This is a genomic window from Enterococcus sp. DIV0210g, assembly GCF_050559705.1.
Taxonomy (GTDB): Bacteria; Bacillota; Bacilli; order Lactobacillales; family Enterococcaceae; genus Enterococcus_B; species Enterococcus_B faecalis_A.
In genome coordinates this window covers 1,727,397-1,741,366 of sequence record NZ_CP187903.1, presented here as the reverse complement: position 1 = coordinate 1,741,366, position 13,970 = coordinate 1,727,397, and the positions used below count along the sequence as shown (strand labels likewise).

The following is a 13,970-nucleotide window of genomic DNA, read 5'->3' as shown; positions in this document are numbered from 1 at the left end:
TTTCCCCTGTTTTATGGAACATTACTTTCCTATATATAACGTCAATGCTATACTTATAACAGATTATATTTTTTAGAAAGAGGTGTCGTTTTCATGTCTTGGGAACAAGTTTATGAACAATGGGTCAATGAAGAAAATCTGGAAAATACATTAAAAAAACAACTGAATGAATTAAGCAGCGATCCTGAAAAATTGGAAGATGCGTTTTATGCACCATTGGAATTTGGAACTGCGGGAATGAGAGGAATCTTAGGCCCTGGTATCAACCGAATGAACATTTATACCGTCCGTCAAGCAACAGAAGGATTGGCAAGTTTCATGGAAGATCAAGATCCAGAAACAAAACGCCGCGGAGTTGCTATCGCTTATGATTCAAGACATCAATCGCCTGAATTTGCGATGGAAGCTGCGAAAACATTAGCAGAGCATGGCATTCCTTCATTTGTATTTGAAAGTTTGCGTCCTACACCTGAACTTTCTTTTGCTGTCCGCTACTTAAATGCATTTGCTGGAATCATGATCACAGCATCACACAACCCAGCAGCATACAACGGCTACAAAGTCTACGGCGAAGATGGCGGACAAATGCCGCCAGCAGATGCGGATGCGTTGACAAAATATGTTCGTGCAATCGAAAATCCATTGAAAGTAAGAGTCTTATCGGAAGAAGATGCAGCAGAAAGCGGCTTGATCAATATCATCGGAGAAGAAGTCGATGACGCATATTTGAAAGAAATCCGTTCGGTAACCGTCAATCAAGAATTGGTTGATGAAATGGGCAAAGAATTAAAACTCGTGTATACACCATTACATGGTACTGGAAGAATGCTGGGAGAAAAAGCCTTGAAACAAGCTGGTTTTGAGCAATTTGTCATTGAACCAGAACAAGGACTGCCAGACCCAGACTTCACAACAGTCAAATCACCAAACCCTGAAGAGCATTCTGCTTTTGAATATGCGATTCGTTTAGGCGAGAAAGAAGGAGCAGACGTACTGATTGCGACTGATCCTGATGCAGACCGTTTAGGCGCAGCTGTTCGCTTGCCAAATGGAAAATATCAAGTACTGACAGGAAATCAAATCGGTGCTTTGCTTGTCCAATACATTCTTGAAGGACACAAAAAACAAGGAACACTTCCTGAAAATGCAGCTGTTTTAAAATCGATCGTATCAAGCGAACTTCCAACAGCAATTGCTGAAAATTATCATGTGAAAATGTTCAACGTATTGACAGGATTTAAATTCATCGCAGAAAAAATCCAACAATTCGAAGAAGATCATTCACATACGTTCATGTTCGGCTTTGAAGAAAGCTACGGCTATTTGGTCAAACCATTTGTCCGCGACAAAGATGCGATCCAAGCATTGCTTTTATTAGCAGAAGTAGCAGCCTTTTATAAAAAACAAGGCAAAACTCTTTACGACGGCCTTCAAACGATTTTTGAAACATACGGCTATTATGCAGAGAAAACGACTTCTGTAACAATGAGCGGTATGGAAGGTTCTGAAAAAATCGCAAAATTGATGGCGAAATTCCGCGAAGAAGCGCCAAAAGCTTTCGCTGGTGTAAATGTCGTCCAAACAGAAGACTTCAAATTGCAAACACGCGTTGCAGAAGGAAAAACAGAGAAAATGACAACACCGCCATCTGATGTGTTGAAATATACATTAGAAGACCAAAGCTGGATTGCTGTTCGTCCTTCCGGCACGGAACCAAAAATCAAGTTCTATATTGGTGTCAAAGGTTCATCCGAAGAAGATGCAGCGAAAAAAATCGAAGCTTATGAAGCAAGCATCAAAGAAATAACTGGAGAATAAAAGCTTGAGACTGACGGAAAAAGTGATAAACTTTAGAAGTCAGTCTTTTTCTAGCCGGAGGTGAAAGAATTGCCCGAAAAAAAACAAGCAGAAATAGAAAAAGCCAGCCAGATGTTTAAAGTCTTAAGCGACCCTACACGATTGAAAATTTTACTTTATCTGAAAAATGGCGAACAAAATGTGACAGCAATCAGTCAAGCAGTTGAAATGGAACAATCCGCTGTTTCTCACCAACTGCGTCTGCTGCGTGAAAATCATGTAGTCAAAACGCAAAGAGAAGGAAAAGCTGTTTTATATAGTTTGGATGACTATCATGTCTTGGATATTTTGGATCAGACATTGAAGCATATCCGACATCAATAAGAGGTTGTGAGCAAAGCGTCTTGACTTGAGCATTAAAGAAGAAATCTGCGAAACAGCTTTTCATGTTTTGCAGATTTTTGAGTTAATGCCGAAAGTCAGCTTTGCGAGCACCGTTTGGATAGAGGTCGTAAATGAACTGCTCAGCTCCGAGCAGTAACGAAAAAAACAGTAAAATAGCTTCTCATATTTTGTTGTTTTTTAAGTTAGTGCCGAAGGAGTTGGTTCATGAACACCGTTTGGGTAGAGGTTGTGAAAACGATGTTCTGCTTCAAGAATTAAGAATGGCAAATTAGAAATAGATTTTCATGTTTTTAATTTGTCAGGCTTAATTCCGTAGAAGCAATCGTTTGAGCACTGTTTAGAGAGGTTGTGAATGAACCGTTCAATTCCGATCGATTTCTAAAACAAAAGAGGCCGCGCTTTTCAGCGCAGCCTCTTTTGGCATAAACGATTATTTGTCTTCTGCATTTTCATTTTCTGTTCCATAATAACTATGGTCTTCTAATTCAAGTGCATTCAGAATCAGAGAAGCTGTTTCTTCGATAGACAATGACGCGACATTAATGATGATACAACCCAATTTTTTATAAAGATCGTTCGCAAAAGCTAGTTCATCACGGATTTTTTCAATATCAGAATAAGCAGTATCCGGATTCAAACCATACGACCGCATCCGTTCTTTACGGATACTATTCAAGATACCAGGATCATTCGTCAATCCAACGATTTTCTTAGGATCAACTTCCCAAATCTGTTTTGGGATATGCGCTTGAGGAATCAGCGGCAGATTTGCTACCTTCAAGTTTTTATTGGCTAAGAACAAACTCAATGGCGTTTTTGACGTACGAGAAACACCAAGAAGCACGACATCTGCTTCTAAAAAACCCCGCGGATCTTTTCCATCATCGTACTTGACTGCAAATTCCATTGCTTTGATCCGACGAAAATAGTTTTCGTTCAGCATATGCAGAGCACCAGGCTGTCTAGTAGGTGTGATCCCTGTCAGCCGCTCGATTTCAGCGATTGGGGGAGTTAGTACGTCGAAATTGTACAGACCATTTTCTTGGCAAAAATCATGCGTGATCTGGACTAATTCTTGATTGATCAATGTATGAAGTACGAGTGCATGTTCTGCTTTTGCATCATTTAACGCCTGCAGCAAAGTCTCTTGATCGGTGACAAAAGTCCGTCGAAACAGATTGAATTCAACTGTAGGATATTGAGCCATAGCCGCTTGTGCTAATTTTGAAGCTGTTTCGCCAGCCGAGTCGGAAATGATAAAAAAAGTAACGATTTCAGGAGAACTTGACGTCATAAAGTAAAAACCTCGCTTGCATTTTTTTTAAAGTTATTATACCATACTTTGGAGAACCTATTTCGTAATGATTTTGATTTAGGAGGTAAAAATGAAACAGACAACATTGATCGAGCAATCATTGGAGACCCTTAAAGAAAGCGGCTATAAGTATACGAAAAAAAGAGAAGCTTTGCTGACTTATTTGGCAAAGAAAAACTGTTATGTCTCTGCTAAAGAAGTTTACAGCTTTATGAAAGAAGAGTTTTCGGGCGTTAGTTATGATACGATTTACCGAAATCTACATGACTTTGCTAAAATCGATTTACTGGAAGAAACAGACTTGAACGGAGAAATGAAATTCCGATTTCATTGCTGCCAAGGCGAGATTGGTCATCACCATCATTTCATCTGTACGGTCTGCGGAAAGACAAAAGAAATCCATATGTGTCCAATGAATTATTTTGAACAACAGCTTGGCGGCTGCAAGATCGAAGGACACCGCTTTGAAATATTGGGGCGTTGCGAAAACTGTCAGTAATTCTTTTTTATACAATAACAAAGTATACTTTGCTTTTTTCTTAAGAATAAGCTTGACGGTAAAAAAAGCATTAGCTATAATAATTAAAGGACAGTCTTGTTTTTTGGGATTTTATTTCTAATAACAATAACGGTTACTTTTTAAGCTCGGAGGGAGGGAATTAACATGTCAAAAACAGTCGTTCGCAAAAACGAATCACTTGACGATGCTCTTCGTCGCTTCAAACGTTCCGTGTCAAAAGCGGGTACTTTACAAGAATCTCGTAAACGTGAATTCTACGAAAAACCAAGTGTAAAACGCAAGAAAAAATCTGAAGCTGCTAGAAAACGTAAAAAATTCTAGTTCTTCGATGAATTGGAGCTGGTAGTGTGTCACTACTAAGTAGATTGAACGATGACATGAAAAGCGCGATGAAGGCGAAAGACAAAGAATCTTTACAAGTTATCCGCATGATAAAGTCATCGATACAAAACGAGCAGATCAAAGTAGGCCATGATTTGACCGACGATGAAGAATTATCAGTGTTGTCTCGCGAAATGAAGCAGCGCCGTGATTCTTTACGAGAGTTTGAACAAGCGGGGCGCGATGATTTAGCTGAGAAAGTAAAAAGCGAAATTGCGATCGTCGAAAAATACATGCCGGAACAACTTTCCGAGGATGATATTCGACAAATCGTTCAAGAAGCGATCAACCAAACTGGTGCAGCTTCTGCGAAAGAATTTGGCAAAGTGATGGGTGCCGTAATGCCTAAAGTCAAAGGTAAAGCAGATGGTAATCTAGTCAACGCGATCGTGAAAGAACTTTTGCAATCTTAATCTTGTGAATTTAACCGTAGGCAGTGATGCCTGCGGTTTTTTTACGTGCTTAAATATGTGCCTTTTGACTAAAAGACTTACTGATTTTATTGAAAAGCGGCCGATCACTTTTTGCGTCGCCCGATGAGAAAAGAGTTCTTTTATAACGCGCGTTATCACATAAAAGAAAAATAACTTATATTATAATGAGGTTATGTTAATTATTAGAGTAATTATCATAAAAGAAAAACTAAAAGATGGATAAACTTCTTAAAAAATTATTAGCTGTCTGTTGTACTTAGGGCAACGACAGCCGATCACCGAATGAAAGGCGGAATGACATGCGAAGATTATTGAACAAAGTGGATGAACGACACTTGAAACTGTTGGAAATCTTATGGGAAAGCGGCTGGAAAACCACAGAAGAACTTGCTAAACTGCTGCATACTTCTGAGCGCACACTTAGAAAAGATATCCAATCGATTAACGATTTTATCGAACCGCTTTACATAGAAACATCTCTGAAATCCGGCGTTTACTTACATACCAAAGCACGACACTCAAAAAATTATATTTATTCAAAAATATTATCAGAAAGTTTAGAATTCTCATTGATCGAATGTTCCTTTTTCGAAAAATTCAATGATTTATATGAGTTTTGCGAAATGAATTTCATCTCAGAAGAAACAACAAAGAAAACGATGCGGAAGCTCAATCCTATTTTAAAAGAAGAAGGAATCTTTTTTGAGGCTGGCGGGCATTTATCCGGTTCAGAAATCGTCCTGCGTAATTTTATGGTCCGATACATGTTAGAAAAATATGAGCATGTTTTCCATATTTGTACAGAAAAGCAGTATTCGCTTTTAAATGAATTGGTAGAACGTTTTTTGCTGGAAAATCCAGAGCTGTTAGAAAAAGAAGGCAACGATTACGGCACAATGAAGAAACTGAAAATGTCTGTCTATCTGTCGATCAAGCGTATTCAGAAAAATCGCCAAATCACTGAACCACAAGTTGAAAAAACGATCCAAACCAGCTTTTTGGAAGATGATATGTTTATCGAAATGATCGCAGAACATTATGATCTTATTTTAACAAAGTCGATCATTAAAGATCTTTTTTATCCATTTTTTGAACCTTCCTATGTGACGAATTATGAAGAATTGCTGCAGCTGGGAGAAAAAGAGCCTTCGCTAAATCAGCTTTTGAAAGGTTTGGATACACTGATTTGTACACTCGAAGAAAAATTTACGCTCACTTGTCCTGACAAAGAACGTCTGGTTTTCAAACTTTATCAATCGATCGTAGTGAATCGGGGCCCGAACTTTATCATTTATGACAAGAATCACGACTTTTTTGTCGGCTTATCTGCTGAATATAATTTTGTTATCGACTTTTTGGAGCAGAAAATAAGAGACACATTGTAAGGGGAATGGATTGCTGACAGGAGCAATCAATTCATGGTCCAGCAAGTGATTTTTGAATTGCTGACAAGCTGGAGCGGACTATTTGCGCAAATCGAATACTTTATGCCAAAGATCCATGCCTGTTTATTTGTCGATTCGACAAAAGAACATATTGAATTTATAAAAGAAAAGCTGGAATATCATTTATACCCTCGGTTCGTTTTGGAGATTTCTACGGCAATGACTCTTAAAGAATTGACGGATCAAAGCAAAGGATATGATTGTATCATCACGAATCTATCGCATCTGGAACTAGAAGAAACGCCCGTGATCTGTATCTCCAATTATGTAAACGCAGTGGAAGCAGATTTCCTGATCAAATTCTATGAAACGAAAATGAAATCAAGCAAACTTTTCTTTGAAAAAATCGTCAGCTGATAATAAAAAAAGAAAATTTAATAACATTCGTGTTTATTATAAAGGCAAAAAATTTCCGTATATAAGGAATTTTTTTGCCTTTATCTTCTTTGTTTCATCCCGTATTCTTGATATATAAAGTTGTTAAAATAACTTTTATAAAAGTAGAAGGGAGTTGTTAAAGCAAAAGGGGGAGCCGATTTTATCGGAAAGCAATTTTTTATTCTTGAAGAATGGGGTCTTCAAGAAAAATGATACATAACACTTATCGAAGAGTAGTTAAAAAATAAAATCAAAAAAGGGGCGTTTCATTTGTTAAGTAAAAAGAAATTAAGTTTGTTATTGTTGTCAGCAGGGATCACAGGAGCAGTTTTCATGAACAGTGTGGATGCAGATGCTCACGGATACGTAGAAGCACCACCTAGCCGAGGCTATCAAGGTGTATTGGATAGAAGTACGATTGGATATGACGCAGCATTCAAACATTATGGAGCTGTAATTACTAACCCTCAATCTTTAGAAGCGCCAAAAGGATTTCCTCAAGGCGGACCAGCAGATGGAAGAATCGCTTCTGCAAATGGCGGATTTGGACAAATCGGCGACTTCGTTTTAGATAACCAAACAGCTTCACGCTGGACAAAACAAGAAGTAAAAACTGGTCCAATGAATATCACTTGGAGATACACAGCAGCTCACAGTACAGCAAAATGGCATTACTACATGACAAAACCAGGATGGAATCCTGATCAGCCGTTAGCGCGTGAGAATTTAGAAGAAATCGCTGTGATCGATCATGATAACTCTTCTGCTTCAAACAATTTGACACACAATATCTCGATTCCTGAAAATCGTCTTGGTTACCATGTAATCTTAGCGGTTTGGGACGTTGCAGATACATCAAATGCTTTTTATAACGTAATCGATGTGAACGTTGCATCAGACAACAGTATCCCGACAGCACCAACAGCGCCAGCAGGTCTATCTGTTGTTTCTGCAACTTCATCAACTGTTTCATTGAACTGGAGAGCACAATCAGATGCTGTTTCTTACAATGTTTACCGTGACGGCAAGGTGATTGGTCAAACAACAAGTCCTGGCTATACAGACCGTAATCTGACACCTGAAACAGCTTACAGATACCAAATCGAAGCAGTAGGCAGAACTGGTTTAGTTTCAGAAAAAAGCGCAGCAGTAAGTGTAACGACAAAAGAAGAATCAGCAATCGAAAACCCAACAGCACCAGCGAACTTGCATTCAATGGGCGAAACAACGAACAGCGTAGACTTGATGTGGGCGAAATCTGAACATTCACAAGGAATCAAAGAATACCAGATTTTCAGAAACAACCAATTGATTGCAACAACAGCTAATACTCGTTACATGGATCAAGGATTGACACAAGACACAGCTTACACATACTCAGTAAAAGCAGTCAGCAAGACTGGAGAAGTTTCAGAATCAAGCAACGTATTGTCAGTTAGAACGAAGAAAGCAGAAACAACACCTGGTGACCACCGCGAGTGGAAAGTCGGCTCATTTACAGCGCCGGAACTTTATACAGCAGGAGAGATGATTTCTTACCAAGGAAGCAACTTCCGCGTATTGCAAACACACTTTAACTATGGTGATGCATCATGGTCACCAACTGGAGCAGCAGCTTTGTTCACACCAGCAAAATAAAAATAAATATCAATTCCATCACACAAACAAGCGGATCAAGTTGATTCGCTTGTTTTTTGTATATCCAGTTAAACTAACCATGATTCATTGAAACTGATTATGCAAGGTTTTATTCTACAACAATGGTGATTCGGAAGGAGTTTTCGATGTTGGTATAGGGACTTTTTTCCACGGGTAATCCAACAGCATAGGCAATAAACTCATATGTCCCGCTTTCTTTAGGCGCGATTATTGAAAATATACCAGTTTGGGGTATTGTATTTTCTGAATGTTCATCTAAAGGTAAATGGAGGTGTAACATAGCTTGCTCATTTATTTCTATTTGATCATTTCCTAAAAGCGCAAACAGAAGATATTGATCGATTTTTTCGCCTGTGCCATCTCCTAACACAAAATTGAAATCGATTTTTTCTCCTTTTTTTACAGTGATACTTGTACTAGGAATATTCAAAAGCTCATCATATTCAGTTGTTACATTTAAAGTAAAATAATCTTCTGGGAAATTTTTATATGGTTGAAATAGTTGAGGATTGAAAATTTTTTCTCGATCATAGTCTGCCATATCTATATCAGAAAAAACATAATGAACGCTGTTTATTCCCACATAATCATGATCTAAAAGTTTTAGATCTTTTTGGGATTTATTAGGTTCTATAAATATATTTGCTGTCAAAAAGCCAAGAAAACCTTCGTTATTCACATCAATGCCAGCATTATCTGATAGGTTAATTGGAAGTTCGATTCTTTCTGTATAATTTAATGAAAAAGTATAGTGATTTTTCATTTGACCACCGTCAACAGAAAATTCAACTTCTTGATAATTCCAAAAAAGTTTCAATCTGAACTCTGCATCAGAAGTGAAATTATCAAACTCTACAATTAATTGTTCAGTTTCGGAATCCCAAATAAGATTTTCTCCCATTGGTCCGTATTCAGGATTCACAATGCCTAATTGATGACCCCATGCGTCTTCACCAAAAGTTTCTTTAAATTCAGTGTAAGTTATATCTGAGGATTCCGTTGTTCTATTAATTAGCCAAATAGATACACCAACTATACAAATTAAAAAAAATAAAAAAATTTTTTTCTTCATAATTTTACCTATTTCCTTCAAAAAAAGTATGAGTATTTGAACTCATACTTTTTATTTTTGATTTCTTAATGAGCTATCTAAAAGTATTGTTTGATTGATTCACCGTCAGTGTTCCGCTCGTAGATGTCCATCTTGCATCATGGAAACTATGGGCAATCCCTGATCTACCTGTTCCATTTTGAGATGTAGAAACAAAAGTAGTATTTGATAACCTTCTCCAGCTGCCATTAGAAACATTAACCCCATTATTGTTCACGCTAGCTCGTACTCCAATTGAATGCACAATTCTGTTGGTGCTTGAACTAGCAGATGCTGTCATAACGCCTCCAAATAGCGGTCTTGATACACTGACTCTGCCAGTTAGAACTAACGTATTTCTGCTCAATCCTTCCGCTGTAAAACTATCTTCTCCAACCGCCACTTCATATCCATCAACAATCACGACATCTTCCCCAGAAACTTCGCTTAATTCTTCCGCTTTCTCAATTAATTCCAGTGTCGGATCAACACCATCGTTCTCAGTAACTGCGTTTGCTGTAACATCTAAACTTAAGCTGCCTACCATCATCACACATAAAGCCAATCTGTTGATCATTCTCATTCCTCCTATAAAAATAAATTGTTGGTACAATTATAATTATGTCAGGACGGTATAATAATTGTAAGAACCCATCAATAGACAAATGCATGTAATTATGTAAGCCATTGGTTGCGGTAAGGCAACTAATGGGTGCTAGTCCAATTGTATAGAAATAGTTACACTTAAAATACAAAAAATAAATGGAGGAACGAGAAATGATCAAACAGATCATGATTTTCTTTATGCTGTTTGTTGGATTTGTGGGATTGGCAAAATCTGGATATATGGACGAGCAGCTTGAAGGCACGGAAGATTTCTTCTCTATGGATAGTAATAGAGGAGAGTTCATCGATTTGCCGATCGAGCCTACTTCGGAAACAGTAAAAATAAATCCTGGAACTTACCGGATCACTAAGTCATCTCCAGGAAGTTGGACGGCTTCTTATGACATTCTAGTAGATGATGATCGACAAATCAAAGCAGTCACTAACAAACGATTTAAAGCACTTCGCGGCAGTATTATTTCTAACAGCTTGACGTATACATCGAATCAAGCAGTTTATCATTTTCGCTATCGATCGGGTGTGGTGGTTTCCAATAAGCGTGTAACTGCAACTATTTCCAATGGTAGACTAGTGGTGATATAAACTGGATTTTCGAAACGAGGTGACTATAGGTGGCATTGCCAGAAAAATTAAAATATTATCGTAAAAAACAAAACTTGTCCCAAGAAGCTGTTGCAGAGGGTTTAAAACTTTCGCGACAAGCTATTTCAAAGTGGGAGAATGGACATACTACGCCAGATTTGGAGAATTTAGTGAGGCTAAGTGCTATGTATGAAGTATCTATTGATGACTTGCTGCAAGAAGAGCAGGAACAAAACTTGAGCCAAGAAAATGATGACGTGCTGGATGGCTCTGTCGAAAAAGAAGAACAACGAATGATCTTACAGGAAGAAACGCCGGATAATGCCACTGAAAATGGTTTTTCCTTGCTTCTTTTAGCGATTCTTTCAATTGTTGTCTATCCTATTGGTTTTCTTCTGATACCTTTTGTTTTGTGGCAGAACAATCAATCAAATTCTTTTTATAAATTGATTTATATTACTTGTTTATTTTCCATTTTGCTGAATATACACTCTACTTATGCTCATTTAACTGATATATTTAATTGGGGAGTCACGATGATCGAACAAATCGAATAACTTATTAAAGGATTAACGAAAGGAGAAAAAATTTGTTGAACTTTTCTGAACTCTTAAAAAAATATCAGGATTCATTTATCTATGTGGATGAACGGAGAAAAACGAGGGAAGTATTGGAGCAAATCGTGGATATCGAGGAAAAACCAGTTGCTTTTTTGCCAGAAAAACGGATTGGTTTACTAGCGGAAAATGCGAGGAATTCCATCTATTTTGACGGATTGAAAGAAGTGTCGGTAAAACTTTTTTTCGTCGTCAATAATGAGAAAAGTGAAAAATATTACCAAGATCCGAATTTTCACCAAAGCGAAACAGATCCGTTTCTAGAGGATGATCGTTTATATGTTTTTCTTGATGAGAAGGTGGGCATTCTGGAAACAAACAGCTCCCTTTTGTTTTTGGATGTTCTCATATTTTCTGGTATTTCCCATAAAAGCGTGGAAAAAAGAGACTGCTATTTTATGGATTATATTTCTGCTTTTGAACATAAAAATGAGAGGAAAAAATATATATGAACAGATTAAAAAGCTGCCGATTTTTTGACAGCTTTTTGTACTTTTAAAAAACAGTAGTCAATCGTGATTGATAATCGTAAAGTCGCCTTTATCATAACGATGACGAGTTTGTGAAAATTCAAAGGGGATACCATTTTGCAAATAAACGACTTGTTCTACTTCTAAAACAGGATCATCGAGTGCGCAGTCCAGGTATTTTTGATCGTAGCGGTCTGATTTGTCTGCTTTTATTCTCCGCGTAGAAGGCCCCATCTGCAAGTTGAGTGTTTCGGTGATATATTTGTAAATTGAGCCTTCAAGAACTTCTTCCGTAATTCCAGGAATCAGATAGACCGGCATAGACGTATATTCTAAAGCTAATGGTTCGTCGTCTAACAAGCGCAAACGAACGATATCATAGATTGGATCGTTTTTCTGGATCTTCAATTTTTCCTGCTCTTTTTCGTGAGGAAAGAGAACTTCAAAAGAAACGATCTTACTTGTCAAAATGCCTAAATCTCCTAGTTTATTCGTCAATCCTTTATTCTTTTGAACATTATAATCATAGACAGATAAAGGGCTGCTGACAAAAGTGCCTACGCCTTTTTTGCCATAAATAATTCCTTCAATCTGCAGCAGATCTAATGCTTTTTGGATAGTGACTCTGCTGGTTTGGTAAAGTTTTGCTAATTCGATCTGCTTCGGGAGTTTTTCCTCTTTTTTATATAATCCATTGGTGATCTGTGTGCGTATATCGTTTGCGATCTCATGATATCTGGCCATTCGTAACACCCCTTTTCTTAATCATAATATAAACTTGTTCCATATGTAAACCTCCATGTTATCATACTGTTTATTTCACAAAAGAATGCGTTTACATATATTCGGCAATCGTTTAAATTAATAGATACAGATAGTTGTTGAATAACTATCAGCGATGAATAAACAAGATAGAGGACACATTTTGAGGAGGGAATTGTATGGGTGGGAATTTCATGGATAAACTAGCAAATATTTTAGGAAATGTAGCGACAAAAATCAATGAACTTCGATATATAAAAGTAATCAAAAATGCTTTTGCTGCTTTGCTGCCAGTCATCATTACTGGAGCTTTCGGTACGCTGTTTTCAGCGATGGTTTTTGATGCAGAAAATGGATTAGCACGAATCTCAGCATTGCGTTTTCTAGCAGAGTTGAAACCAATTGCTTCTTCCATCAGTTATGTGACGTTGAGTTTCTTAACAATCTATGCGGTTTTTTTGATTGGGATCGAATTAGCAAAACTCAATAAGGTAAAAGGGATTTTCCCAGGAGTTATTGCTGTAATGTCATATTTAGCAGTCAATCCGACAGTATATGAATTTATGGACGGCGATGTAACAGTAGTAGCTGAAAATGTATTGGCACGACAATACACAGATACAAAAGGGCTGTTTCTGGGGATGTTCATTGCGATTCTTTCTGTTGAATTATTTTGCTGGCTAGGTCGTCAAGAAAAACTGCAGCTGAAGATGCCTGACACGGTACCGACAAACGTAGCGGCAAGTTTTTCTGCTTTGTCTCCGACGATCATCACTGTTTCAGCGATGGCAACATTTGGGTTTGTTGTAAAAGAACTAACTGGACTTTATGTATACGATATTATTTATAACATCATCCAACGTCCGCTTGAAGGTATGGTTCAAGGATTACCTGGGATCTTGCTGCTGATGTTCATTGCACAAGTTTTCTGGGTAATCGGTATCCACGGCAATCAAATGGTGAAACCGATACGGGAACCATTATTGTTAGCTGCAATTGCTGTCAACACAGAGGCCTTCGAAGCAGGAAGAGAAGTACCGAATATCATTACGATGCCGTTTTGGGATATGTACATGAGTATGGGCGGTTCAGGGGTGACGATCGGTCTGCTGATTGCAATTTTCATGGTTGGCAAAAGAGAAGATATGCGTCAAATCAGTAAATTATCTTTTGCACCAGGGATCTTTAATATCAATGAACCAGTTATCTTTGGGATGCCGATCATGCTGAACCCGATTTTAGCAATTCCGTTCATCATCACACCATTAGTAACGGGAACGATTGGCTACTTTGCTACTTCGTTAGGATTTGCGGCTAGAGCAGTCGTGATGGTTCCGTGGCCGATGCCGCCGATCGTCAATGCCTATCTAGCAACGGCAGGAGATATCGGTGCAGTGGCTACACAAATCGTGTGTATCCTTGTTTCGATCGTGATCTACTTGCCATTTGTCAAAATAATGAATAAAACGACGACTGAAGTTGCATAAA

16 protein-coding genes are annotated in these 13,970 nt (G+C 37.9%); 12 read left to right on the top strand and 4 right to left on the bottom strand.

Annotated elements, in window-relative coordinates; translation table 11 throughout:
- The first annotated feature begins 93 nt into the window (after positions 1 to 93).
- Complete coding sequence (locus IGI64_RS08475; protein WP_429940186.1) at positions 94 to 1,818, top strand: phospho-sugar mutase; 1,725 nt, start codon at positions 94 to 96, stop codon at positions 1,816 to 1,818.
- Between the two features lie 111 nt (positions 1,819 to 1,929).
- Positions 1,930 to 2,181 (top strand): ArsR/SmtB family transcription factor, encoded by a 252-nt coding sequence (locus IGI64_RS08470; RefSeq protein WP_429940765.1) that lies wholly within the window; start codon positions 1,930 to 1,932, stop codon positions 2,179 to 2,181.
- Positions 2,182 to 2,632: 451 nt separating this feature from the next.
- On the opposite strand, the gene IGI64_RS08465 is transcribed toward IGI64_RS08470, so the two are convergent.
- Complete coding sequence (locus IGI64_RS08465) at positions 2,633 to 3,496, bottom strand: pyruvate, water dikinase regulatory protein (RefSeq protein WP_429940185.1); 864 nt, start codon at positions 3,494 to 3,496, stop codon at positions 2,633 to 2,635.
- 91 nt (positions 3,497 to 3,587) lie between these two features.
- Between IGI64_RS08465 and IGI64_RS08460 the strand changes: the two genes are divergently transcribed.
- From IGI64_RS08460 to IGI64_RS08435, 6 genes are all read left to right on the top strand, one after another.
- Positions 3,588 to 4,016: a Fur family transcriptional regulator gene (locus tag IGI64_RS08460; protein WP_016623519.1), complete on the top strand. Its 429-nt coding sequence runs from the start codon at positions 3,588 to 3,590 to the stop codon at positions 4,014 to 4,016.
- Between the two features lie 165 nt (positions 4,017 to 4,181).
- The gene (rpsU, locus tag IGI64_RS08455) at positions 4,182 to 4,358 is read left to right on the top strand and encodes a 30S ribosomal protein S21 (protein ID WP_002356740.1); all 177 of its coding nucleotides are present in this window, start codon (positions 4,182 to 4,184) and stop codon (positions 4,356 to 4,358) included.
- Positions 4,359 to 4,384: 26 nt separating this feature from the next.
- Positions 4,385 to 4,831, top strand: a complete 447-nt coding sequence (locus IGI64_RS08450; RefSeq protein WP_034861506.1) for a GatB/YqeY domain-containing protein — start codon at positions 4,385 to 4,387, stop codon at positions 4,829 to 4,831.
- A gap of 320 nt (positions 4,832 to 5,151) precedes the next feature.
- A complete protein-coding gene (locus tag IGI64_RS08445) occupies positions 5,152 to 6,237 on the top strand; it encodes a helix-turn-helix domain-containing protein (protein WP_429940184.1) in 1,086 nt (361 codons plus the stop codon).
- Positions 6,238 to 6,270: 33 nt separating this feature from the next.
- Entirely contained in the window at positions 6,271 to 6,654 is a 384-nt protein-coding gene (locus IGI64_RS08440) for a hypothetical protein (protein WP_429940183.1), read from the top strand.
- A gap of 354 nt (positions 6,655 to 7,008) precedes the next feature.
- A complete protein-coding gene (locus IGI64_RS08435; RefSeq protein WP_016623522.1) occupies positions 7,009 to 8,313 on the top strand; it encodes a lytic polysaccharide monooxygenase in 1,305 nt (434 codons plus the stop codon).
- Between the two features lie 109 nt (positions 8,314 to 8,422).
- Here IGI64_RS08435 and IGI64_RS08430 read toward each other — a convergent pair whose 3' ends face one another.
- On the bottom strand, positions 8,423 to 9,406 hold the full coding sequence (locus tag IGI64_RS08430) for a hypothetical protein (protein ID WP_429940182.1): 984 nt from the start codon (positions 9,404 to 9,406) through the stop codon (positions 8,423 to 8,425).
- A gap of 73 nt (positions 9,407 to 9,479) precedes the next feature.
- Positions 9,480 to 10,001 (bottom strand): hypothetical protein, encoded by a 522-nt coding sequence (locus IGI64_RS08425; RefSeq protein ID WP_429940181.1) that lies wholly within the window; start codon positions 9,999 to 10,001, stop codon positions 9,480 to 9,482.
- 200 nt (positions 10,002 to 10,201) lie between these two features.
- On the opposite strand from IGI64_RS08425, the gene IGI64_RS08420 reads away from it, so the two are divergent.
- Genes IGI64_RS08420 through IGI64_RS08410 form a run of 3 tightly spaced genes read left to right on the top strand, consistent with a single transcriptional unit; the run spans position 10,202 to position 11,702 of the window.
- Entirely contained in the window at positions 10,202 to 10,633 is a 432-nt protein-coding gene (locus tag IGI64_RS08420; RefSeq protein ID WP_052526635.1) for a DUF5626 family protein, read from the top strand.
- A gap of 29 nt (positions 10,634 to 10,662) precedes the next feature.
- A complete protein-coding gene (locus IGI64_RS08415) occupies positions 10,663 to 11,190 on the top strand; it encodes a helix-turn-helix domain-containing protein (protein WP_016623526.1) in 528 nt (175 codons plus the stop codon).
- A gap of 35 nt (positions 11,191 to 11,225) precedes the next feature.
- Positions 11,226 to 11,702, top strand: coding sequence for a hypothetical protein (locus tag IGI64_RS08410; protein WP_429940180.1), 477 nt, complete (start codon positions 11,226 to 11,228; stop codon positions 11,700 to 11,702).
- Between the two features lie 57 nt (positions 11,703 to 11,759).
- Here IGI64_RS08410 and IGI64_RS08405 read toward each other — a convergent pair whose 3' ends face one another.
- Positions 11,760 to 12,464, bottom strand: a complete 705-nt coding sequence (locus IGI64_RS08405; RefSeq protein WP_016623528.1) for a GntR family transcriptional regulator — start codon at positions 12,462 to 12,464, stop codon at positions 11,760 to 11,762.
- A gap of 197 nt (positions 12,465 to 12,661) precedes the next feature.
- On the opposite strand from IGI64_RS08405, the gene IGI64_RS08400 reads away from it, so the two are divergent.
- Positions 12,662 to 13,969, top strand: coding sequence for a PTS sugar transporter subunit IIC (locus IGI64_RS08400; protein ID WP_429940179.1), 1,308 nt, complete (start codon positions 12,662 to 12,664; stop codon positions 13,967 to 13,969).
- The last annotated feature ends 1 nt before the right edge of the window (position 13,970 follow it).